This window comes from Stenotrophomonas sp. 21LCFQ19 (assembly GCF_056861425.1).
Window position 1 is genome coordinate 37,308 of record NZ_JBSPUF010000005.1, and the last position, 21,066, is coordinate 58,373.

20 protein-coding genes and 2 pseudogenes are annotated in these 21,066 nt (G+C 64.2%); 9 read left to right on the forward strand and 13 right to left on the reverse strand.

What is annotated here, in order from left to right; all coding sequences use genetic code 11:
* Positions 1-407 precede the first annotated feature (407 nt).
* On the reverse strand, positions 408-971 hold the full coding sequence (locus AC13FW_RS07160; protein WP_482988657.1) for a TlpA family protein disulfide reductase: 564 nt from the start codon (positions 969-971) through the stop codon (positions 408-410).
* On the reverse strand, positions 968-2,242 hold the full coding sequence (locus AC13FW_RS07165; RefSeq protein ID WP_296250782.1) for a YihY family inner membrane protein: 1,275 nt from the start codon (positions 2,240-2,242) through the stop codon (positions 968-970). Before AC13FW_RS07165 ends, AC13FW_RS07160 begins: the two co-directional genes overlap by 4 nt.
* Positions 2,243-2,320: 78 nt before the next feature.
* On the opposite strand from AC13FW_RS07165, the gene wrbA reads away from it, so the two are divergent.
* The 4 genes from wrbA to ybaK all read left to right on the forward strand — a co-directional run bounded on the left by wrbA (position 2,321) and on the right by ybaK (position 4,550).
* Positions 2,321-2,914, forward strand: coding sequence for an NAD(P)H:quinone oxidoreductase (gene wrbA, locus AC13FW_RS07170; protein WP_482988658.1), 594 nt, complete (start codon positions 2,321-2,323; stop codon positions 2,912-2,914).
* Positions 2,911-3,255, forward strand: a complete 345-nt coding sequence (locus AC13FW_RS07175; RefSeq protein WP_482988659.1) for a DUF2069 domain-containing protein — start codon at positions 2,911-2,913, stop codon at positions 3,253-3,255. Before wrbA ends, AC13FW_RS07175 begins: the two co-directional genes overlap by 4 nt.
* A 332-nt stretch (positions 3,256-3,587) precedes the next feature.
* Positions 3,588-4,073 (forward strand): asparaginase domain-containing protein, encoded by a 486-nt coding sequence (locus AC13FW_RS07180; protein WP_282267147.1) that lies wholly within the window; start codon positions 3,588-3,590, stop codon positions 4,071-4,073.
* Entirely contained in the window at positions 4,074-4,550 is a 477-nt protein-coding gene (gene ybaK, locus AC13FW_RS07185) for a Cys-tRNA(Pro) deacylase (protein ID WP_482988660.1), read from the forward strand.
* 67 nt (positions 4,551-4,617) lie between these two features.
* Here the strand turns inward: ybaK and AC13FW_RS07190 are convergent, their stop codons facing one another.
* The 6 genes and pseudogenes from AC13FW_RS07190 to sufT all read right to left on the reverse strand — a co-directional run bounded on the left by AC13FW_RS07190 (position 4,618) and on the right by sufT (position 11,622).
* A complete protein-coding gene (locus AC13FW_RS07190) occupies positions 4,618-4,992 on the reverse strand; it encodes a proprotein convertase P-domain-containing protein (protein WP_482988762.1) in 375 nt (124 codons plus the stop codon).
* Positions 4,972-6,732 (reverse strand): annotated as a pseudogene (locus AC13FW_RS07195) (S8 family peptidase); the annotation flags it as partial. The gene AC13FW_RS07190 and the pseudogene AC13FW_RS07195, both read right to left, overlap by 21 nt.
* A 705-nt stretch (positions 6,733-7,437) precedes the next feature.
* Positions 7,438-7,779 (reverse strand): proprotein convertase P-domain-containing protein, encoded by a 342-nt coding sequence (locus AC13FW_RS07200; RefSeq protein ID WP_296250836.1) that lies wholly within the window; start codon positions 7,777-7,779, stop codon positions 7,438-7,440.
* Positions 7,780-7,803: 24 nt separating this feature from the next.
* A pseudogene (locus AC13FW_RS07205) lies at positions 7,804-9,537 on the reverse strand (S8 family peptidase); the annotation flags it as partial.
* A 334-nt stretch (positions 9,538-9,871) separates the two neighbouring features.
* On the reverse strand, positions 9,872-10,972 hold the full coding sequence (locus AC13FW_RS07210; protein ID WP_282267110.1) for a branched-chain amino acid aminotransferase: 1,101 nt from the start codon (positions 10,970-10,972) through the stop codon (positions 9,872-9,874).
* 98 nt (positions 10,973-11,070) lie between these two features.
* Complete coding sequence (sufT, locus tag AC13FW_RS07215; protein ID WP_282267108.1) at positions 11,071-11,622, reverse strand: putative Fe-S cluster assembly protein SufT; 552 nt, start codon at positions 11,620-11,622, stop codon at positions 11,071-11,073.
* A 107-nt stretch (positions 11,623-11,729) separates the two neighbouring features.
* Between sufT and AC13FW_RS07220 the strand changes: the two genes are divergently transcribed.
* Both AC13FW_RS07220 and AC13FW_RS07225 read left to right on the forward strand, forming a co-directional pair.
* A complete protein-coding gene (locus tag AC13FW_RS07220; RefSeq protein ID WP_482988661.1) occupies positions 11,730-12,152 on the forward strand; it encodes a hypothetical protein in 423 nt (140 codons plus the stop codon).
* A 514-nt stretch (positions 12,153-12,666) separates the two neighbouring features.
* Complete coding sequence (locus AC13FW_RS07225; RefSeq protein WP_482988662.1) at positions 12,667-13,614, forward strand: helix-turn-helix domain-containing protein; 948 nt, start codon at positions 12,667-12,669, stop codon at positions 13,612-13,614.
* A gap of 16 nt (positions 13,615-13,630) precedes the next feature.
* Here the strand turns inward: AC13FW_RS07225 and AC13FW_RS07230 are convergent, their stop codons facing one another.
* The 3 genes from AC13FW_RS07230 to AC13FW_RS07240 are packed head-to-tail and all read right to left on the reverse strand — an operon-like array spanning position 13,631 to position 15,860.
* Positions 13,631-15,067 (reverse strand): NAD(P)(+) transhydrogenase (Re/Si-specific) subunit beta, encoded by a 1,437-nt coding sequence (locus AC13FW_RS07230; protein WP_482988663.1) that lies wholly within the window; start codon positions 15,065-15,067, stop codon positions 13,631-13,633.
* Complete coding sequence (locus AC13FW_RS07235; protein ID WP_282267099.1) at positions 15,064-15,561, reverse strand: hypothetical protein; 498 nt, start codon at positions 15,559-15,561, stop codon at positions 15,064-15,066. The genes AC13FW_RS07230 and AC13FW_RS07235 overlap by 4 nt, the downstream gene beginning before the upstream one ends.
* Positions 15,558-15,860, reverse strand: coding sequence for an NAD(P) transhydrogenase subunit alpha part 2 (locus tag AC13FW_RS07240; protein WP_282267096.1), 303 nt, complete (start codon positions 15,858-15,860; stop codon positions 15,558-15,560). Before AC13FW_RS07240 ends, AC13FW_RS07235 begins: the two co-directional genes overlap by 4 nt.
* 138 nt (positions 15,861-15,998) lie before the next feature.
* On the opposite strand from AC13FW_RS07240, the gene AC13FW_RS07245 reads away from it, so the two are divergent.
* Genes AC13FW_RS07245 through AC13FW_RS07255 form a run of 3 tightly spaced genes read left to right on the forward strand, consistent with a single transcriptional unit; the run spans position 15,999 to position 17,334 of the window.
* Positions 15,999-16,550: an RNA polymerase sigma factor gene (locus AC13FW_RS07245; protein ID WP_482988664.1), complete on the forward strand. Its 552-nt coding sequence runs from the start codon at positions 15,999-16,001 to the stop codon at positions 16,548-16,550.
* 5 nt (positions 16,551-16,555) lie between these two features.
* Complete coding sequence (locus AC13FW_RS07250; RefSeq protein ID WP_482988763.1) at positions 16,556-16,903, forward strand: hypothetical protein; 348 nt, start codon at positions 16,556-16,558, stop codon at positions 16,901-16,903.
* A gap of 5 nt (positions 16,904-16,908) precedes the next feature.
* Positions 16,909-17,334 (forward strand): DUF3106 domain-containing protein, encoded by a 426-nt coding sequence (locus AC13FW_RS07255; protein ID WP_296250807.1) that lies wholly within the window; start codon positions 16,909-16,911, stop codon positions 17,332-17,334.
* 214 nt (positions 17,335-17,548) lie between these two features.
* Here the strand turns inward: AC13FW_RS07255 and AC13FW_RS07260 are convergent, their stop codons facing one another.
* Positions 17,549-18,652, reverse strand: a complete 1,104-nt coding sequence (locus AC13FW_RS07260) for an NAD(P) transhydrogenase subunit alpha (protein WP_482988665.1) — start codon at positions 18,650-18,652, stop codon at positions 17,549-17,551.
* An 87-nt stretch (positions 18,653-18,739) separates the two neighbouring features.
* Positions 18,740-21,049: a DUF1631 domain-containing protein gene (locus AC13FW_RS07265; protein ID WP_482988666.1), complete on the reverse strand. Its 2,310-nt coding sequence runs from the start codon at positions 21,047-21,049 to the stop codon at positions 18,740-18,742.
* Positions 21,050-21,066 lie beyond the last annotated feature (17 nt).

Consider the following 21,066-nt stretch of genomic DNA (forward strand, 5'->3'; position numbering starts at 1 on the left):
GGCTGCCCTCACCCCACCCCCTCTCCCGTAAACGGGAGAGGGGCTTGTAGTGCCGAGCCATGCTCGGCAAGGGCATTCCCAGCGATGCTGCAGGAGCGGCGTAAGCCGCGAAGCCGGGATTGCGCGAAGAGCTGAAAAGCTACCCCTCCCCAACCCTCCCCTTCGCTGCGCGAAAGGGAGGGAGTAGCAGTGGCACCGCGGCCATCTGACAGATGCCGAGAACAGCCCCCTCCCTTTCGCGCAGCGAAGGGGAGGGAGTAGCAGCGGCACCGCAGCCATCTGACAGATGCCGAGAACAGCCCCCTCCCTTTCGCGCAGCGAAGGGGAGGGTTGGGGAGGGGTGCTCTTGGCTTCAAAGCTTGTTGCTGTCGCCTGGAAGCTACGTCCCGCCAAAAACCACCATCCCTTTAAACTGCCTTACCCCCGGCAGCCACAATCGCCTGCTCGATCTCCTGCGCATTCACCGGCCCCAGGAACTGCCTGACGACCTTGCCGTCCGGCCCGATCAGGTAGGTCATCGGCAAGCCACGCGGCGTCGCGAAATCCTTGGGCGGGCTGAAGGTATCGATGATGGCGATTGGATAGGCCACCGGATGCTCCTTCAGGAACGCCTGCATCTCGTCCAGCTCGATGTCCTCATAGGCCAGGCCAACCACTTCCACATTGCTGCGCATGGCATGCAGCGCCGACAACTCCGGCATTTCCTGCAGGCAGGGCGCGCACCAAGTGGCCCAAAAGTTCACCACCACCCACTGCCCACGGTGACTGGCCAGGTCATAGGTCTTGCCATCCACGGTTGGCACCTGCAGCTGCGGCACTTCCACCGTCTGCTGGACCACGCCGGGCTGGGTCGCCCCGGGCGTGGCCGGTGTCTCGGGTGCAGCAGCCGGTGCGGCGACAGGCGCCTGCTCGGGCTTGCACGCTGCCAGAGCCAGCGCCAGCAGCGCGACGGGAACAAACTTCTTGATCATCGACTCTCTCCGCGCTCTACATAGATGTCATCCACACGGCGCTTGAGCAGTTCGCGCAACGGCAGACGTAGTTGATCCAGGGCATCGCAGGCCGCTTGCCCGAGGCTGTCCTCGCGCATCGGCAGGTATTCCTCGGCGGCGGGAATACGCAGCTGCGCGCTTTCGTACAGTTCATGCAGGCTGATGCCGTCCAGGTCACGCGCCAGCAACCATTCCCCACGCTCGTCACGGCGCAGCACGCCAATAGCTTCCATCTGCTCCAGCAACTGCTGCAGCAAGGAGTCGGTGAGCATGGGCTCCAGCAGCAACAGCTGGTCTTCGTCCAGCCCCCGCCCTTGCTGCCGCGCCTCGCGGAAGCGTCCCAACAGACGTAGAAGGCCGTAAAGCTCGCAGCCCTGTGGCAGCCGCATTGCCGCTGGTTGATAGCGGAAGGCGGCGATCGACGAGGCCAGTGACGCGCCCAGCAGTACCGACACCCAGCTCAGGTAGATCCACAGCAACAGGATCGGCACGAAGGCCACCGTGCCATAGAGCTTCTGATAGGACTGGAAGCTGCCCAGGTACAGGCCCATGCCCCACTTCACCAGCTCCAGCATCAGCACCGCCAGCAGCGCGCCGGGAATGGCGTGGCGCCACTTCACCGTGTGGTGTGGCACTACCCGGTAGATCAGCACCACGCAGACAAATTCGATCAGTACCGGTGTCAGGCGCAGGCCAAGATCGGCCAGCCAGCGGCCCTCGGTGGTGCCGAACAAGGGCAGCGACAACACTTTGGCCGAGATCGCCAGCGAGGCAGCGGCCAGCAAGGCGCCCAGGGTCAACACCGTCCAATAGACCAGGAAGCGGGTCAGCTGCGGCCGCGCCGATGCTACCCGCCAGATCCGGTTGAAGGTCTGCTCGACGCTGTTGAGGGTGATCAGCAACGACACCACCAGGGCCAGGAAACCGGCAGCGGTCAGCTGCCCGGCGCTGGCCGAGAACTGCTTCAGATAGCCTTCGGCCGCACGTGCTGCCGAGGGCACGAAATTGGAAAACACATAGTCGCTGAGCGCCTCGCTCCAACGATCGAACATCGGGAACGCCGACAGCACCCCGAACACGACAATAGCCAACGGCACCAGTGCGAACACCGTGGTGTAGGCCAGCGAACCGGCGGCCTGGAACAGGCGGTCGTCGAGGAAGCGCTTCCACAGGAAGCGGCCGAAGCTGACGTTGCGCGCCCGGTCACGAAGGCGCTCCATCCATAGGTTGAGTGAATCCAAAGGTTCCATTGGGCAAGGGTACCCGATGCAAAGCGCGGCCCGCATCGTTGATACTGCCGGTTCCTGTAAGAGTGAGCGAATGCTGCGATGGCGGAAATCCTGGTGCTTTACTACAGCCGTGGCGGTTCGGTGGCCCGGCTGGCGCGGCAGATCGCCCGCGGTATCGGCGAGGTGCCGGGCATGAGCGCCCGCCTGCGCACGGTGCCACCGGTCGCCGCCGTCACCCAGACCAGTGCCCCGCCAGTACCAGAGGACGGCGCCCCCTATGTGGACATCGCCGATCTGGCCGAATGCGATGGCATCGTGCTCGGCAGCCCTACCCGCTTCGGCAACATGGCCGCGCCGGTCAAGCACTTCCTCGACGGCCTGGGCGCGGAATGGGTGAACGGCACGTTGGCCGGCAAGCCGGCGGCGGTATTCACTTCCACTGCCTCGATGCATGGCGGCCAGGAATCGACCTTGTTGTCGATGCACCTGCCGCTGCTGCACCACGGCTGCCTGATCGTCGGCATCCCCTTCACCGAGCCGACACTGAGTCACACCAGCAGCGGCGGCACGCCGTATGGCGCCAGCCATGTCGCCGGCAGCCAGGATGATCCGCAACCCACCGACGATGAAGCGGTGCTGGCGCGGGCATTGGGCCGACGGGTGGCCGATATCGCCCGGCGCCTGACGCAATGAGCAGCCGCAGCCGCGACCTGATCCTGGCCTTGGCACTGGCGCTGTTGGCCGGCCTGTATGCGTGGTGGTTCCGCGCCGACCGCCACCTGCTGGCGGTAGCCTTGGTGTTCGTGGCGCCGCCGGTACTGTTGCTGCTGGGCGTACTGGCACAGCGCGCGGTCGCGCGCTTCTGGGCAGGGGTATTGGCGCTGTTCTGGTTCAGCCACGGCGTGATGAGCGCCTGGAGCCACCGCGAGACCGCACTCTACGCGTGGGTTGAGATCCTGTTGGCGCTGCTGATCGTGGCCCTGGTCAGCGTTCCCGGCATGCGCGCCCGTTTTGCCGCCAAGAAAGCCCGGTAGCCCCAGCCCGGTTGGGGCGTTACCGCCCCCCCTGTAGAGCCGAGCCATGCTCGGCTGGGGCGTTACCGACAATCCACAGTTTGTGGGAGCGGCGTCAGCCGCGAAGCTGACATCACCGAAACTGCAGGCAAGCTGGTGATCCGATGGGCCACCGGCTTCGCGGCTGACGCCGCTCCCACAACCACAGCTGATCAGGCCCCGGGCAAGCCCCAGCCGAGCATGGCTCGGCTCTACCTATGTGACCTGACGTGGCCCGGCGCAGCCTGCGGCATTATCATTCGCAGCATCGCGGCCCGTGCCGCTGGCAGTCACCGCAAGGATTTACCGCAATGATGGAAGAACTCCTGATCGTCACCACCGGTGGCACGATCGACAAGATCTACTTCGACGACAAGTCCGATTACCAGATCGGTGATCCGCAGATCGGCATGATCCTGCGCGAGCTGGGCGTGACCTTCCGTTTCAATGTGATCCCGATCCTGCGCAAGGACTCGCTGCACATCAGCGACGACGACCGCGAACTGATCCGCGCCACCATCGCCGCGCAGCCAACCCGCCACGTACTGGTCACCCACGGCACCGACTCGATGGTCGCCACCGGCAAGGTGCTGGCCACCATCCCCGGCAAGACCATCGTGATGACCGGCGCGCTCAGCCCGGCGCGTTTCCGCGGTTCCGATGCCGAGTTCAACATCGGCTGCGCGATCGGCGCGGTGCAGTCGCTGCCGGAAGGCGTCTACATCGCCATGAACGGCCGCATCTGGAATCCGGAGAAGGTCCGCAAGAACGTCGACGCCAACCGCTTCGAATCGCTGTAAGTGGCAAAAAGCACCCGCGCCACCGCCGCATTGGACAAGGCAGGCATCGCCCATGGCGTGCATGCCTATGACTACTCCGCCGATGTCGACAGCAAGGGGCTGGCGGCAGCGCAGGCGCTGGACATTGCCCCGCAGCGCATGTTCAAGACGCTGATGGCGTGGGTGGACAAGCAACCGCTGATCGCGGTGATTCCCTCCGATCAGCGCCTGTCACTGAAGAAGCTTGCCGCCCATTGCGGCGGCAAGCACGCGCAGATGATGGAAATCCCCGAAGCCGAAAAGCGCAGCGGCTACAAGGTCGGTGGCATCAGTCCTTTTGCACAGCAGCGGCCGGCCAAGGTGGTGTTCGCCGCCAGCGCCGCGCAGCACGACACGCTGTACATCAACGCGGGCCAACGCGGCCTGCTGCTGGATATCGCCCCGGCCGACGCCTTGCAGGTTCTGCAGGCCAGTTGCGCCGATATCTGCGAGGACTGAGTGCCCTCACCGGCATGCGTCCGGCGACAGCACCGGCCCCGCCCACGCTGACGGGCGTTGCCTTGCACTAGAAGGTGATCGACCAGCCGTTCAGACGCCCGGTATCACCACTGGCCTTGTCGTTGACCCGCAGCTTCCAGGTGCCATTCAAGGCCTCCTTGGAAAGATCGACCTCGAAGGTCTGCTTGATGTCATCGGCACTGCCTCCTTCGTAGTTGCTCAGCAAATAGGCGCGGCCGCCAGGCGCGAGCAGCTCCACCTTCAGGTCGCCCCGCCAGCTATGGCTGATATCCACCGTTACCGGGGTGGCTGCCGGTGCGTTGGCAGTACGACCGGATACGTTGATCGCACTCTCCACCGTGCCGTTGTCGAGGATGTCCAGCCCCTCGCTGGTACGATAGGTCTGCGCTGGAACCAAGCCCCAGCTTGCCTTCAGGCTCACGCCTGAATAAGCCCTGTAACCCGTCAACATGACGTAATGAGTACCTGCAGCAGGCGCAGGAATGCTGCAGCTTTCGCCATTGCCTGCGCGGAACGGGCGGCAGTCGTAGCTCGAGCTGGTAGGTCGGTTTCCCGCACGCACATACAGGTCCGCATCGCCACTCCCGCCTGTGATGCTTACCAGCAGGTTCGATGCTCCGGCAGGCAATTGCACGCTGTAATAGCGGTTGCTGCCCTTGCTGGCAGCCAGGTCGGTCAACGCCACCGCGTTGACCAGCTCAATCACCGGCTCGGGTTCGGGGTCTGGCGGCAATGTGCCACCGATCGCCACTGCAACTGCCGCCGCCGCGTTGACAATGCCTGCACCGATCTCCCGGTCCGGTGCTGCCGGGAAAGGCGTTGCCGTTGCCTTGATCAGGGACTCAATCTGCGCCGGAGTCCGTGCTGGATTGGATACCTGCTGTATCAGTGCCACCACGCCGGACACATGCGGTGCCGCCATCGAGGTGCCGCCACGGAAGGCGTAGTCCTCCTCCCTCGGCTGCGTGCTGCCACTGTTCAGCGTGGAGAGGATGAGGCTGCCCGGCCCAGCAATATCCACCAATGGGCCATGGTTCGATTGCTGGCTGCGGCCCCACACCGAACGTTTTCCATCACTGTCGCTGGCCGCGACTGCGATGACGTTCGCGCAATTCGCGGGCGAAGCATTGGCTACGTTGGCGTTGCCATTACCGGCAGCGATGACCAATGTCGAACCCTTTGCTACCGCCCTGTTGATCGCATTCTGCATGGTGGCACTGCAGCCCCCATCCGCGCTCAAACTGAGATTGATGACTTCGGCTGGGTTCGCATTCTCCGGCACACCCTGCACCTCGTCGCCCGCTGCCCAGACGATGGCATCTGCGATATCCGACAGGTATCCGCCACACTGCCCCAGCACGCGCACCGGCAGGATCCTGGCGTCAGGCGCAACGCCCGCAACTCCCTTGCCGTTGTTGGTCACCGCCGCGATGGTGCCTGCCACATGCGTACCATGCCAACTGGACTCCTCCGGGCCATGAAGGCCCCCACATTGATTGGCAGCCACCCAGTCGCCGGGATCACTGGCATCGCCGTCACGACCATCCCCGTCATTGGACACCGCCGTGTCATCAATGAAGTCATAACCGGGTAGAACATTCGCGCTCAGTTCGCTGTGCTGGGTAATGCCAGTATCCAGCACAGCTACCACCACGCCGGAACCTGTCGCGTTGTCCCACGCCTGCGTTGCATTGATGCCATAGCTGTCGAACAACCCCCATTGCAGATTGAAATGCGTGTCATCCGGTACGGCAGCGATGGTGTGGCGTCGATCAACTTCGACATGGTCGACATTGCGATCGGCAGCCAAACGATGCATCAGTGCTTGCGCCTCGATGCGATCCAGCGGGGTGTCCACCTGCACCACGTCCGCACCTACCGCGAGCCTGCGCAGGTGCTGCAGCGTGGCTGTTTTGCCTGCGCGCACCGGCAGCGCACGTGCGGCAGAGGTCAAGGCGTTGCCCAGCGCGACCTTGCCTTCAATCTGAGCTACGTCCTGGCGGAGCTTGACGATGAAGCGTTGATGCGCAGGCGCAGAGTCCAGCCCTGCCAGTTGCACTTCACCGGCCAAGGCCGGCTTGCACAGCAGCAGGGGAAACAGCGAAGCGGTGCCAACTGCCACGAACCCACGGCGAAGCATACGGCGCGAAATGGATGACATTGTTGAATCCTTCTGCATGGAAGTTGCCGCATGCGCGGCGCCGGTCCTGCCCGGTGTGCCCAGCGTGCTCAGCACGCCAATACCCGGGCAGAACACTCCGGACCGGCCCCTTCGCCAATCCGCCTGCAGACAGTAGGCAGGCGGATTGCGCGCTCCCATCGGCGTACTACTGAAACCACTGTCCCCGTCGCCGTCATAACTCCCCGATCAATCAGTCAGGGAAGCGTGCAACGCGTGCTTCAACGCATCTTTGCCATCATCGATACTGACAACCTTTACTCACCACATGCCTGAGCTAAAGCCACCGGCTCACCACCGAAGCGCTGCGTTCACACCCGTATTCCGTGTCGGCAATACATCGGCAAGAGCTTCCTGGCCAGCACGCCGCTTCAAACGGAAACGCGGAAGTCCCGTGCAGGCAGCGCGCGGCCTGTAGCCCGGGTAAGCGCAGCGCACCCGGGGCTGTTGACGGAGAGCCTGAAAGTTCGCCGGGGCATTGCTCCCGGGTGCGCTGCGCTTACCCGGGCTACAGGACTGCGGCGAACGAGGCATCCTGCCAATCAGAACGCCATGGGAAACGCGTGCACTGGAGTCCATAAAGCAACAAGCAAAAGGCCCCGGCGAAACCGCCGGGGCCGGATCACATCGCAGCTGAAGGACAGCATCCGCGATCAGCCATCAACTGCCGCCTGAACTACAAGCACCTCAGAACCTGATCGACCAACTGTTGATTCGGCCGGTATCGCCACTGGCCTTGTCGTTGACGCGCAGCTTCCAGCTGCCATTGAGCGCTTCGCTGGACAGGTTCACGTTGAAGGTCTGCTTGATATCGTCCGCGCTGCCTCCGGCATAATTGCTCAGCACGTAGACGCTGCCATCGGGCGCGACCAGATCCACCTTCAGATCGCCCTTCCAGGTGTGGCTGATATCGACTGTCACCGGCGTGGATGCAGGCGCGTTGCCAGTGCGCCCGGAGACGGCGATGGCGCTCTCCACCGTGGCGTTGTCAACGATGGTGACAGCGGTTGCGTTGCTATAGGTCTGCACGCCGCCACTGCCGCCACCGGTACTCCAACTGGCCTGCAGGCTGACCCCCGAGAACGCCGAGTACGCGGACAACATCACGTGGTAGGTACCTGCCACTGGTGTTGCGAAGCTGCAGCTCTCCGCATTGCCAGTCTTGTACGGCCGGCAGTCATAGGTGGACGTGGTCGGCTGGCTGCCGGCACGCACATACATGTCCGCGTCACCGCTGCCGCCGGAACTGGCGATCACCAGATTGCTCGCGCCCGCCGGCACCTGCACGGTGAAGTACTGCGTGCTGCTGGCAGCGCCGGAAAGACTGGTAATCGGCACACCATTGTTCAGCACCGTGCCGCCCGGGTTTGGATTGCCACCGCCGTTGGCCGCATCCACCACTGCCTTCGCATTGAGGATGCCAGGGCCGATGCTCTGCGACGGCGTGGACGGGAACGGAGTGACGTTGGCCTTGATCAAGGCCTCGACCTGAGCCGGTGTTTTCGGCGTGGTTGAGACCGCCTGCAGCAATGCAACAACACCAGCCACGTGCGGGGTCGCCATCGAAGTTCCGTTGTACGCGGCATAGCTTTCCGCGCCCGGCGTGGTAGTGCCGCTGTTGAGCGTGGACAGGATGTTGGAACCCGGAGCCGCGATGTCGATCAGTGCGCCGTAGTTGGAGAAGCTCGAACGTGCGCCGGTGCTGGTCGTCGAGGCCACCGCGATCACGTTGTTGCAGTTGGCGGGCGAAGCGTTGGAGACATTGGTATTGTCGTTGCCCGCAGCAATCACCAGCGTGGTGCCGCGACTGACCGCGCCATTGATCGCCGCCTGCGTGGTGCTGCCACAGGCACCTGAGCCACCCAGGCTGAGATTGATCACCTCGGCCGGATTCGCATTGGCCGGCACACCGGATACCGTGCCACCGGAAGCCCAGATGATGGCGTCGGCAATATCCGAGTCGTAGCCACCGCAGGTACCAAGTACCCGCACCGGCACGATCTTGGCGCCATACGCCACGCCGGCAACACCCTTGGCATTGTTGGTGACCGCAGCAATCGTTCCGGCCACATGCGTGCCATGCCAGCTGGAGCTCTGCGCGGCATGCGTGCCGCCACACTGGTTGGCGCTTACCCAATCACCCGGATCGCTGGGATCGTTGTCGCGGCCATTGCCATCGTTGGACACCGTGGTGTCGTTGATGAAGTCATAGCCCGGTAGCAGGTTGGCGGCCAGGTCGCTGTGGGCGGTGATGCCGGTATCCAGCACCGCCACCACCGAACCGGCGCCATTGGTGACATCCCAGGCCTGGTTGGCCTTGATGCCATAGATGCCGGAATAGCCCCACTGCTCGCCGTAGCGGGTGTCGTTCGGGGTCAGGCGAATGGTGTTGAGGCGATCGACCTCGACGTACTCGACGTTCGGATCGGCAGCCAGCTTGCGCATCAGGGTTTCGGCTTCGACCCGGTCCAGCTTGGCATCGGCGCGGACCACATCCGCACCTACCGCCAGTCGCCGCATGTGCTGCACGCCGACGCTCTTGCCAGCGCGGGTCGGCAGCGCGCGGGCAGCGGAGACCAGGGTCTTCTGCAGGGCCGCGTCGCCTGCAGCCTGACGGCTGTCCTGGCGGTATTTGACGATGAAGCGCTGATGCGTCGGCGCGGAATCCAGACCGGCCAGATGCACATCACCGGCCCAGGCCGGCGCACACAGAAGCAGGGACGACAACGAAGCAGTGCCAACAACCACCAACCCACGAACAAGCGTACGGCGCGATTTGGATGACATTGATGAGCCCTTCCACAGTGAGAGGAAACCGCTTGCGCGGCATGCGTCCTACCGGGGGACCTGCCAGATTCGAAGAGGTTGTGCTGCCCGGGTAGAACTACCCGAACCAGTCCCCTGTTACCGATCCGTTGGCGGACAGTAAATGGCGGCTGAATCGATGACAAGAGGGTTACAACAGAAACTGTTGCTCCGTCACGTTTACCCAAGTGATTGATTCGTAAAGAGAATTTACGCATCCGTTGGTACTGCTGGCTTGCACGGCTGGGTGTCCGGACAAAGAAAAACCCGCTGCGGACAGGCCGCAGCGGGCTATTCATTTACCCGGGCCGGACGCTCAGGCGTCCAGGCGCACCAGCCAACCGTGACGGTCCGGCTGACGGCCGTACTGGATGTCGGTCAGCTCCTTGCGCAGCGACATGGTGACCTCGCCGGCCGGCGCGTTGATATCGCCCACCGAGAAATCTTCGCCCTTGAGCTGGCCGATCGGAGTGATCACCGCAGCGGTACCGCAGGCGAACACCTCGGTGATTTCGCCCGAGCTCACGCCCTGCTTCCACTCGTCGATGGTGACCTGGCGCTCTTCCACGTTCATGCCGCGGTCGCGGGCCAGCTGCAGCAGCGATTCGCGGGTGATGCCTTCCAGGATGCTGCCCGACAGTGCCGGGGTCACCAGCTTGTTTTCCTTGCCGTAGACAAGGAACACGTTCATGCCGCCCAGTTCTTCCAGGTACTTGCCCTCGACCGGGTCGAGGAACAGTACCTGCGAGCAGCCCTGCGCCTGCGCCTGCTGCTGCGGCAGCAGCGAAGCCGCGTAGTTGCCGCCGCACTTGGCCGCACCGGTGCCGCCCTTGGCAGCGCGCGCGTAGTCGGTGGACAACCAGATCGCCACCGGCGCAACGCCCTTGGCGAAGTACGGGCCGGCCGGGCTGGCGATCACGTAATAAGTGGCCTTGTGCGCACCGCGCACGCCGAGGAAGGCTTCGTCGCCGATCATGAACGGGCGGAAGTACAGGCTGGCTTCGTCAGCATCGGACACCCAGTCCTTGTCCAGCGCGACCAGCTGCTTGAGCGACTCGACGAAGATATCCGCCGGCAGTTCCGGCAGCACCAGACGACGCGCCGAGCGCTGCAGGCGCGCGGCATTGGCCTGCGGACGGAAGGTCCAGACCGAGCCGTCGGCGTGACGGTAGGCCTTGATGCCTTCGAAGATTTCCTGGCCGTAATGCAGCACGGCGGCGGCCGGATCCAGCGAGATCGGACCGTATGGCGTTACCGCTGCATTGTGCCAGCCGGTGTCCTTGTCCCAGCGTACGGCCACCATGTGGTCGGTGAAGTGCAGACCAAAGCCCGGCTTTTCCAGGATTTTGGCGCGCTCCTCGGCGCTACGCGGATGGTCCGAACGGGTGACATCGAAGCTCAACGAAGACTGGGACACCGGATAATTCCTTCCAGATTGCGGGATGGGACAGCCCCGACGCCACAGCGGCAACGGGGGTGCAGCACAAACCGTCACCGGCAGCCGCCGGTGCGGCCTTACAGCATGCCAGTTTCCAGGCGCGCCGCCTCGGACATCATGTGGCGCCCCCACGGCGGGTCGAACACCAGGTCGACGTCGGCCTGGGCCACCGTCGGGATCATCTCCAGCTTGCTGCGCACGTCATCGACCAGGATCTCGCCCATGCCGCAGCCCGGCGCGGTCAAGGTCATCTTGACGTCCACCTCGCGCTGGCCGTCATCCAGGTGCTTGATATCCACTTCGTAGATAAGCCCAAGATCGACGATGTTGAACGGAATTTCTGGATCGAAGCAGGTGCGCAGCTGCTGCCACACCAGTTTCTCGACCTCTTCGTCGCCTGCGTCATCGGGCAGTTCCAGCCCCGGCGGCGGCTCCTTGCCGATGGCATCGCCGTCCTTGCCGGCGATACGGAAGAGATTGCCTTCGACAAACACCGTATAGCTGCCACCCAGTGCCTGGGTGATATAGCCATAACTGCCGGCCGGCAAGGTCACGCTATCGCCCTGCGGCACCATCACGGCCGGGCAATCACGCTCAAAATGGACAGGTTCACTGCTACGGGAATACATGTAGATGGATATGGGGACGCGGTGGCTACCCGCAATGGCCCCATTTTATCCGACTGGGCGTCATCGCCGCTGAAACGCTATGCTGCGGAATCTGTTCGGGAATGCCCATGTCGCCTGTGTCCACCTCGGCCAGCCGTAGCCGCCACTGGCTCTGGCCTGTTTTGTTGTTGCTCGGAAGCCTCACCCTGACGCTTGCCTGGATGTTTGCCGCCCTGGCCACCGGCACCCAGGCTGGCTGGATGGCTGTGCTGGCTGCGCTGGAAGCGGCGTGGATGCTGCGTCTGGGCACATTCAGGCCGGGCCCGGCGCGGGCTGCTGTAACCATTCTTGCAACCATCCTGATCGCAGTGACCGCCAACTGGCTGATTGCAGCAGCCTATGTCGGCGGCCCGATGGGTCTTAGCCCTTGGGAGTCAGCCCTGCGCATGGGTCCGCATTTCGCCTGGACCCTGCTCTCGCTGGCCAACGGCCTGGGTGAGTTGATCTGGCTGGGTATCGCGCTGCTGGTTGCGTGGCGTGTCGGCCGTTGAACGCTGCCCAAGCATCGTAGCTCACCCAAGTCGGTCGACATCGGTTCCGCAGCGAAGATAGATTTCCACGCAATCGACTGCTCCAACCCTGCAGCAGGATTCGCCGCGCTGCACCGGCAACAGCGCTGATCCATTGGCCAATCAAATGCCCCGTCCGGAGGCTGATTCCGGCTGAACCCGCGTGCGCGGAGGTCCGGCCAGCGATCCGTCAACAACGGCGACACCGCTTCGCCAAGCCGATTGCGCCACTCTCACCGCATCCAATATGCCGACAGCGACCTCATTGGAATTCGCATGAATATGCGGCGTCCGCCGCCTTGACATTCCCGATTCGGCAAACCCTGAGCACAGCCCAACGTTCTTCCTGATTGGTACAGGTGAGGGATTCGGCCATCGCCTGCGTCTGAAATGAGCAGAGCTCCACAAAAAGCTCAAACGGCGACCGGAGTGATTCCGGTTAACAACGCGACTTCGCGCCCGCCGTCCGTTCACGCAGAAACCATGGGGAAGCGCGATGGGCATCAAACATCATCTGGTTCAGGGTTCACAGCCGCTCGATCTATCCATTCAGCGTCTGGACTGCGTCCACGCCATCATCGGCAAAGGCAAAGGTGGACGACTGATCATTCCTGCAGGCTGGATCAGCGTCACCCTGGTGCTGCGTGGTTCACTGGAACTGGGCAATGGCGATCTGCCCTGGCAGCTCCAGGCCCGGCAACTTCAACTATGGGTCGACGGCAGCCTGCGCCAAACCAGCCGTGAACAAGCCTGGTGGCTGTGCATCGCCGCCCCTTCAGCACTGTGGCAGAAGCAACCAAAATCCACTGCTTCCATATTCAACTGCCTGATTCCCCGCGAAACAACCTGCGACAACGGGCTCGCACGCGCAGTGGTGCACCTGTGCCGGCCCCGCTGGTTCAAGCCCAATTCCGCAATCAATGACGCTACCTACAAACTGGGCCTGCTGCGCGACGCGTTGATCGAGCGCCAACAGCCGATGCAAACCCAGCTGGAACGCTGCAGTGGTCGCACCATATTGCGTCGCCACCAGACGCTGCTGCGGCTGCTACGCGTGCAACACCTGATCCGCTGCACCATCGAGACCCGCCTCGACCTGATCAGCCTGGCGGCGGTAGCGAATTACTCGCCTACCCACCTGATCCGCATCTACCGCGAGGTCTTTGGTGAAACACCCAGCGAGTACGCCGCAAGACTGCGCAACAAGCGTGCGCTGGACATGGTGTGCAACACTGACCTGTCGGTCTGCGAGATCGCCGAGTCATTGGGATTTGAAAGTGAAAGCGCGTTTTGCCGCGCGTTCAAGCACGCCTTCGGCTGCACCACCACCGCCGCCAGGCGTGGCCAGCAGGTGGAAGCGAGCGCACTGATCGCACCCAACCTGCAGCCTCCGCGCAATACCGTGGTTGCACCGCCCATGCAGCAATGGGCGGTGGCCTCCTGACCACCACCCTGCGGCATCAGTGCCCGCCGTCCAGCGCCTTGAGTTCACTGACCAGGGCGCTGGCCGCTTCGGCACCATCGCCGTACAACATGCGGGTGTTGTCCGCGTAGAACAGCGCGTTCTCGATCCCGGCAAAACCAGTACCTTTGCCGCGCTTGATGACGATGGTGTTCCTGGAATTGACCACATCCAGGATCGGCATGCCGTAGATCGGACTGGTCGGGTCGGTCTTGGCGACCGGGTTGACCACGTCGTTGGCACCGATCACCAATGACACGTCGGTGTTGGCAAACTCCGGATTGATGTCGTCCATGTCGGCGATCAGGTCATACGGCACGCCGGCCTCGGCCAGCAGCACGTTCATATGACCGGGCATGCGCCCGGCCACCGGGTGGATCGCGAACTTCACCTTGACTCCGCGCTCTATCAAGCGCTGCGCCAGCTCCCAGATCTTGTGCTGGGCCTGCGCCACCGCCATGCCGTAACCGGGCACGATCACCACGCGCTCGGCGAACGCCATCATCGCCGCGACATCGGCCGCCTCGATGGGCTTCTGCGTACCGCTGATTTCCGCGCCCTGGCCACCGCCACCGAAGTTGGAGAACAACACGCCGCTGATCGGACGGTTCATCGCCTTGGCCATCAAGCGGGTCAGCAGGATGCCGGCCGCACCAACCATCATGCCGGCGATGATCAAGGCCTCGTTGCCGAGCACGTAACCTTCAAACGCCACTGCAAGGCCGGTGAACGCGTTGTACAGCGAGATCACCACCGGCATGTCGGCACCGCCAATCGGCAGCGTCATCAGCACGCCCAGCGCCAGCGCCACCACGAAGAAACTGATGATCGCCAGCGGCTGCAGGCTGATTGCCGCCCATGCACCCAGCATCACCATCGCGACAGCGACCAGCAGATTGAAAACCTGCTGCCCCGGGAAGGTGACGCGCTTGTCCAAGCGACCATCAAGCTTTGCCCAGGCAATGATCGACCCGGACAGCGATACCGCGCCGATCGCCGAACCAATCACCGCCAGCGCCAGCACCGTATTCGAAGGCAACCGCGCCGACAGATCGGCGATGGCCTGCGCACTCCAGTGGCTGGTGTCGCGGTTGGCCAGCTCGGAGAAGCGCAGCAGTTCCACCGCACCAATCGCCGCTGCCGAACCGCCGCCCATGCCGTTGTAAAGCGCGACCATCTGCGGCATGTCGGTGATGGCCACTTTCTTCGCCGATACCCAGGCCAAGCCGGTACCCAGCACCAGGGCAACCGCGATCAGCGCGAGGTTATGCAGGCCAGGCAGGAAGAACGTCGCTGCAGTCGCGATCAACATGCCCGCGCCAGCCCATTGAATGCCGCTGCGCGCGGTCTTGGGCGAAGCCATGCGCTGCAGGCCGAGCAGGAACAGCGTCGCGGCAACCAGGTAACTCGTATTGACCAGGATCGATATGCTCATGCATCGGCCTCCAGAGCCGTGTCGGAGTGGCAAGCAGCCTGCTTGTCGAGGCGATGGTGCTCGCGCATTTCAATGGCGGTCTTGAGCAGGCCGATCATGCCCAGCCCAAATGCCACCATGCCCAGCGCCAGTTGCGACAAGGCCGTGGTCGGCGCCAGCGCGGCGCCCAGCAATCCCAGCACGATCGGCAGCAGTGCCTGCGCGCTGAGCAGCCACAGCATCAGGCCGCCCTTGCGCGGGTCCTGCCAGACTTTCTTCGACATGTTGTTCTGGGTCTTGGACGGGTCCTGCAGCGAGGACATGCCCACGCCCACACCCGCATACAGCAGTGCGCTGTTGTAGGCATCAAGCGCGCCCTCCATGCCATTGAACAGCGGCCGTGCCGCATAGGCGAAAGCGACCAGCAACGCCGGATACTGCAGGTAGCTGAGCCACTGGAAAACCTGCCGCGCGCCGATGGAGGAACCGCCCGCAATACCAGTGGATGAACTCACTTGTCCTTCCCTTCCGGCTTCTTCGAGCTCTTGAACATGTCCAGCATGCGCTCGGTCACCACATAACCGCCGGCCGCATTGCCTGCGCCCAGGGCCACGGCGATGAAGCCGATGACCTTCTCCAGCGTGGTATCGGCATGGCCGAGCACCACCATCGCACCGATCAACACGATGCCGTGGATGAAGTTGGAACCGGACATCAACGGTGTGTGCAGGATCACCGGCACCCGCGAGATGATCACGTGGCCGGCAATCGCTGCCAGCATGAAGATGTACAACGCTACGAACCCGTCGCTCATTGCTTGGTCTCTCCGAGGCTGGAAGCGCCTGTCCGGCATCATAACCATCTGGCCGAAGCCGGCGCGACCGTTGCGTTGTCAACCGATTCCGCACCCGTGCGTTATCACTCCCAGAGACCACGACCGGGACGCTACCCTGTGCTGGTGACCAGCCCACCCTTGATGCCGCCTGTTGCTGTACCCGCCTCGCTGGACGCGTTCCTGGCGGGCATCGGGCCGCGCGCGTTCCGTTTCGCCGAGGCCGGCCTGCGCCAGCGCGACGATGCCTTGGACGCGGTACAGGACGCCATGGAGCGCATGCTGGGCTACCGCGAGCGGCCTGCGGAGGAATGGACAGCCTTGTTCTGGAGCATCCTGCGCCGGCGCATCATCGACCTGCAGCGCCGCCGCAGCTTCCGCTTGAAGTTCTGGGCGCCCCAGGAAGACCACGACCAGGACAGCACCATCGATTGGGCCGACGAAGCCCCCGGTCCGGCACAGACGCATGAACAACAGCGCGAGTACACGCAGTTGGTGCAGGCCCTGCGGCAGCTGCCAGCCCGGCAGCGCGAAGCCTTCAGCCTGCGCGTGCTGCAGGAACTGGACGTAGCCACCACCGCCAAGGCCATGGGCTGTTCTGAAGGCTCGGTAAAAACCCACCTGTCGCGCGCGCGCGACGCATTGCAGAAACAACTGGAGGCCACGCGGTGAACCGCCTGCCCACACATCCCGAAGCATTCGACCATCAGGCCCGGCAGCTGCAGCGGCAGGCCGATGCCGCGCTGTCTCCTGCCACCCTGGCGCGGCTGCGGCAGGCCCGTCAGCACGCCAGCACGACGAGCACACCATCGGTATGGCGTCGCCATCGCTGGTGGCTGGCGACCGCCTGCTCGGCACTGCTGGCCGTGCCGGTGGCAATGCAGTTCAATCACAGCGCGCAGCCACCTGCCGCGCCCCTGATCGCCAGCCAGAACGTTGACGCCGACGCTGACGACAGCTTGCTGTTCGACGAAAGCCCGGAGCTGTACCTGTGGCTGGGCTCCGACAATCTGGCGATGGAATGACGACGATGAAGACCTTGCTGCCCTACCTGCTACTGCCGTTGCTGCTGATCTGTGCCAGCGTCCCTGCTGTCGCCCAGCAGCAGTTGCCCGAATGGGACCAGCTGACCCCTGCCCAGCGCGAGACCCTGATCGCACCGGTGCGGGATCGCTGGAACAGCTCCTCCCCCGATCGCCGCCAGCGCAACTATGAGCATGCCCGCAGCTGGCAGCAGATGACCCCGGCACAGCGCGAGCAGGCCCGGCGCGGCATGCACCGTTTCGAGAACATGTCGCCCGACCAGCGCCGCGACGCGCAGGCGCTGTTCGACAAGATGCGCGGCATGGACAAGGACCAGCGCCAGCAGCTGCGCGAGCAGTGGAACAGGATGAGCCCGGAACAGCGCCGGCAATGGGTGCAGGCCAACCCGCCAGCGGCTCGCTCCCCGCGCTGATCCCGTCGGTAGTGCCGAGCCATGCTCGGCAGGGGCTTTCCAAGCAATACCTGCGCCCTTGTGGGAGCGGGGTAAGCCGCGCAGCTGACTTCAATGAAATAAACGCAGGAGCCTGCATCCCGATGGATGATCGGCTTCGCGGCTTACGCCGCTCCCACAAGATGGCTTGCGGGTAGAGCCCCAGCCGAGCATGGTTCGGCTCTACCGATGACGGTCAGACCGGCGGAATCTCGCCGCCAGCGGGGCGTTGCGGCCATACCGTCTTGGCCAGCAGCTCATCGTTCCAGTCGAACGACAACTTGCCGTCCTTCAGGAACAAGGCCACGAAGTTGTAGACGTTGCGCGCGAACATCTCGCTTGCGTGCACCGCGCCCATGCTGGCCAGGTTGAGCGGACCGGCGATCATCACGCCACCAACCTCGATGGTCTGGCCCGGCTGGGTGGCTTCACAGTTGCCACCGGTTTCCGCCGCCAGATCGACGATCACGCTGCCCGGGCGCATGCCCGCCACCATCGCTGCGGTGACGATCTTCGGCGCCGGGCGCCCCGGCACGGCCGCGGTGCACACCACCACGTCCACGCCTTTCAGATGCTCGGCCAAGCGTCGCTGCTGTTCAGCGCGCTCGTCATCGGTCAGCTGCCGCGCGTAACCGCCTTCACCGGCCGCACTGACGCCCAGATCCAGGAATTTGCCGCCCAGCGACTCAATCTGCTCACGGGTTTCCGGACGCACATCGAAGCCCTCGACCGCTGCACCCAGGCGCTTGGCCGTGGCAACCGCCTGCAGGCCTGCAACACCGGCGCCAACGATCAATACCTTGGACGGGCGGATGGTGCCCGCGGCGGTGGTCAGCATCGGGAAGAAGCGCGGCGCCAGCTGCGCGGCGATCAGGGTCGCCTTGTAACCGGCCATGCCGGCCTGCGAGCTGAGCACATCCATTGCCTGCGCACGGGTTGTACGCGGCAATCGTTCCAGCGGAAAGGTCTGCAGCTGTCGTGCCTGCAGTGCGGCCGCACGCGCGGGATCGGCTTCAGGCTGCACGCCGCCCACCAGCACCGCACCCGTCTTCAAGCGGGCAATGCTGGACAAGGATGGCGCCTGTACACACAACACCAGGTCCGCGCCTTCCAACGCGTCACCCAGCTGTGCTCCTGCATCCACATAGGCCTGGTCGGGGAAGCCCGCGGCCGTACCGGCGCCGGCCTGCAGGTGTACCTGCACGCCGGCTGAAACAAGCTTCTTCACCGTTTCCGGCGTGGCGGCAACGCGTCGCTCGCCCTCAGCGGTTTCCTTCAATACCAAGACATCTACGGCCATTCCAGTCCTCGATGCGCAGCGGATCAACCGCCGGATCGTAGCAAAGCCGATGCCCTGTGCGGCAGGCCCTGGCCTGCCGGTTTGCGGTCAGTGCGCCGCGCCCTGCGGCTCAAGGCGGTCGATCACGCCTTGCATGGCGCTGTCGAAGGCGCCGTCATCCACATGCGGACGCAGCCGTTCCAGGCGCACCATCACCGCCAGCTCTTCCGGCGAGGCCACGCAGAAGCGGATGCCGCGACGGTTGACGAACAACAGCCGCGAGGAGATCGGGCTCACCCACGACAATTTGCCGGCCTGCATCTTGCCGTCCTTGTCGATGAAATCCAGCCAGGTGCCAATCTCCATCCGCCGGAAACGCTCGGCATCGGTGTCGTCAAAATCTTCGGCCTTGGTCGCACTGCCAAACTCGATGGCCGGCGTTTCCGGCGCTGGTGGCGTGGGCAGGGCAACCGGTGGCAGCTCCGGCAACGCACGTTCGAGCTCCGGGCGCAGCTCGGCGACGGACTGCAAGGTGTCATGCAAGGCATCGATGGCCGTGGTGCCGCCGTCGCCGTGCAAGCCAACACTGGCAAAGACCTTGCGCAGACCCGGCTGGCAGGACTGCAGCCACGGTTTGCCAACGATATGACGGCGCGCCTCGGCCACTTCCTCCAGCACGTCGTCTGCCAGTTTGAGCGCCTCGCCCACACCCTCGCCTTCCTCGCCTTCGCGCAGCAGGGTGAGGGTGAGATGGTGGTTCCAAGGCTGGCGAAGGAAGTCTTCGATGGCCTTGGGCAGCGCGGTATCGGCAACACGCTTGTCCAGTTCGGCGCTGGCACGATTGCGTGCAACCTCGAGCTTTTCCTGCCCGCGCTGGGTTTCCGCGGCACGCCGTTCGGTGATCTCAACCCGGCGCCGATGCTGGGCGAGGAACTCGCGGAACTCTTCTTCCAACGTCAGGAAGATCGCCAGGTTCTCGTTGAACTCGGCGGTCAGCCGCTCAATGATTTCTTCGACCTTGCCCATCAGCGCGCGCTCAGCCTGGCTTTCACCGGCATTGCCCTCGCAGGCCTCGGCCAGCGAATTGAGCAGCTTGCGTGCCGGATGGGTCTTCTGCACGAACATGCGCCGGTCGAGCATGGCGACCTTGACGAAGGGCACCACCAGCCGGCCGATCAACTCGCGCGAGCGGCCCTCTAGGTCCCGCTCGTCCAGCATCACGTCAAACAGCATGCCGACCAGGTCGATCGCATCCTCGTCCTGCGGGTCCAGATGCGCCTGCTGCGGGTCCACACCGAGGCGGGTGGCGCCGGACAGCACTTCACTCTTGAGCCGCTGCGCCAGCGATTCGCCATCCTCGCCCACCGCCGCACGCAGGGTTGCGCTGGGCGTGGCCTGCAGCAGCGACAACACCGACATCATCTCGCGCTGGTTCAGGGAGCGCTGATGGCCTGCCCCGGCCTGCCCCGCGTCCGCCGAAGATGCCGAGGTGCCTTCACGGGTCTGCCGGCTTTGTGCCAGCAGCTCGTGCAGGGCTTCCAGCACCATGTTCTGTGGATTGCCAAAGGCCTGTTCGGCCTCGAAGCCCGCCGCTGCCTGCGCGGCAGCCTGACCGGCCATGCTGCCACGGCGCTGGCTCCAACGCTCGGAAAAGCGCCGCGCCCACATCGGCGCGTGACCCGGGTCAAACCCTTCCTCTTCTTCCTGTGCAGCCTGCTCCATCTGTTCGGCAGGCGTGCGCTGCGGTGCGGAGCGACGTGGTGCAGCGATCTCGGGAGCCGCACCGGCCTGAGCCAGTCGCTCGTCTACTGCCTGGTAGAGCTTGCCGATACCGGCCGCAAACTCGCGCTCGCACAGTTTGAACAGCACCAGCCGCACTTCTGCGGCCAGGTCACAGGTATAGAACGCCTCGTGCACGGCAACACCAATGTGTTCCGGCCCAATCGGGTTGGTATCGGCATCCAGAGCGGCCACCCCGGCCACCCAGGCCAGGCGGTGATCGATGCGCAGCAATACCTGCTTCCAGTCGCGCAGCAGCACGGTCGCAAAATTGCGCACTGCCAGGCGTGACTCAAGAATGTGTTCGGGCACCAGGCTCAGGCCACCGTCACTCTGCCCGGCCAGTACGGTTTCCGCCGACTGCGGTGTGCCCGCTTCCAGCGCGGCCCAGGCCTGCTGCAGGTGCGAGTCGAAGCGGCGCGAGATCTCATCGCGACGGCGGCGCAGCTCGCGCATGCCGTCCAGGAATGCCAGCTGCGACGGGCCCGCCGTCTCCGCACGGTCGAACAAGGCATCGTCAAACCCCGCCAGCACCTTGGCGAAAGCCTGTGACAGCACAGGCAGGGCAGCCTCGCGGGCCACGCCAAGCAGGTTCTGGTTACGACCGGGCTGACCGGCGGGATGCGGACTGGACATCATGCGCAAAGGCTCCACAC

Excerpts from the sequence above, each read along its gene's own strand:
- AC13FW_RS07175 (WP_482988659.1), top strand. The coding sequence starts at position 2,911 with ATGAGCAGCCGCAGCCGCGACCTGATCCTGGCCTTGGCACTGGCGCTG.
- AC13FW_RS07240 (WP_282267096.1), bottom strand. The coding sequence starts at position 15,860 with ATGAGCGACGGGTTCGTAGCGTTGTACATCTTCATGCTGGCAGCGATT.
- sufT (WP_282267108.1), bottom strand. The coding sequence starts at position 11,622 with ATGTATTCCCGTAGCAGTGAACCTGTCCATTTTGAGCGTGATTGCCCG.
- AC13FW_RS07220 (WP_482988661.1), top strand. The coding sequence starts at position 11,730 with ATGTCGCCTGTGTCCACCTCGGCCAGCCGTAGCCGCCACTGGCTCTGG.
- AC13FW_RS07230 (WP_482988663.1), bottom strand. The coding sequence starts at position 15,067 with ATGAGCATATCGATCCTGGTCAATACGAGTTACCTGGTTGCCGCGACG.
- AC13FW_RS07265 (WP_482988666.1), bottom strand. The coding sequence starts at position 21,049 with ATGATGTCCAGTCCGCATCCCGCCGGTCAGCCCGGTCGTAACCAGAAC.
- AC13FW_RS07180 (WP_282267147.1), top strand. The coding sequence starts at position 3,588 with ATGGAAGAACTCCTGATCGTCACCACCGGTGGCACGATCGACAAGATC.
- AC13FW_RS07165 (WP_296250782.1), bottom strand. The coding sequence starts at position 2,242 with ATGGAACCTTTGGATTCACTCAACCTATGGATGGAGCGCCTTCGTGAC.
- AC13FW_RS07255 (WP_296250807.1), top strand. The coding sequence starts at position 16,909 with ATGAAGACCTTGCTGCCCTACCTGCTACTGCCGTTGCTGCTGATCTGT.
- AC13FW_RS07160 (WP_482988657.1), bottom strand. The coding sequence starts at position 971 with ATGATCAAGAAGTTTGTTCCCGTCGCGCTGCTGGCGCTGGCTCTGGCA.
- AC13FW_RS07225 (WP_482988662.1), top strand. The coding sequence starts at position 12,667 with ATGGGCATCAAACATCATCTGGTTCAGGGTTCACAGCCGCTCGATCTA.
- wrbA (WP_482988658.1), top strand. The coding sequence starts at position 2,321 with ATGGCGGAAATCCTGGTGCTTTACTACAGCCGTGGCGGTTCGGTGGCC.
- AC13FW_RS07260 (WP_482988665.1), bottom strand. The coding sequence starts at position 18,652 with ATGGCCGTAGATGTCTTGGTATTGAAGGAAACCGCTGAGGGCGAGCGA.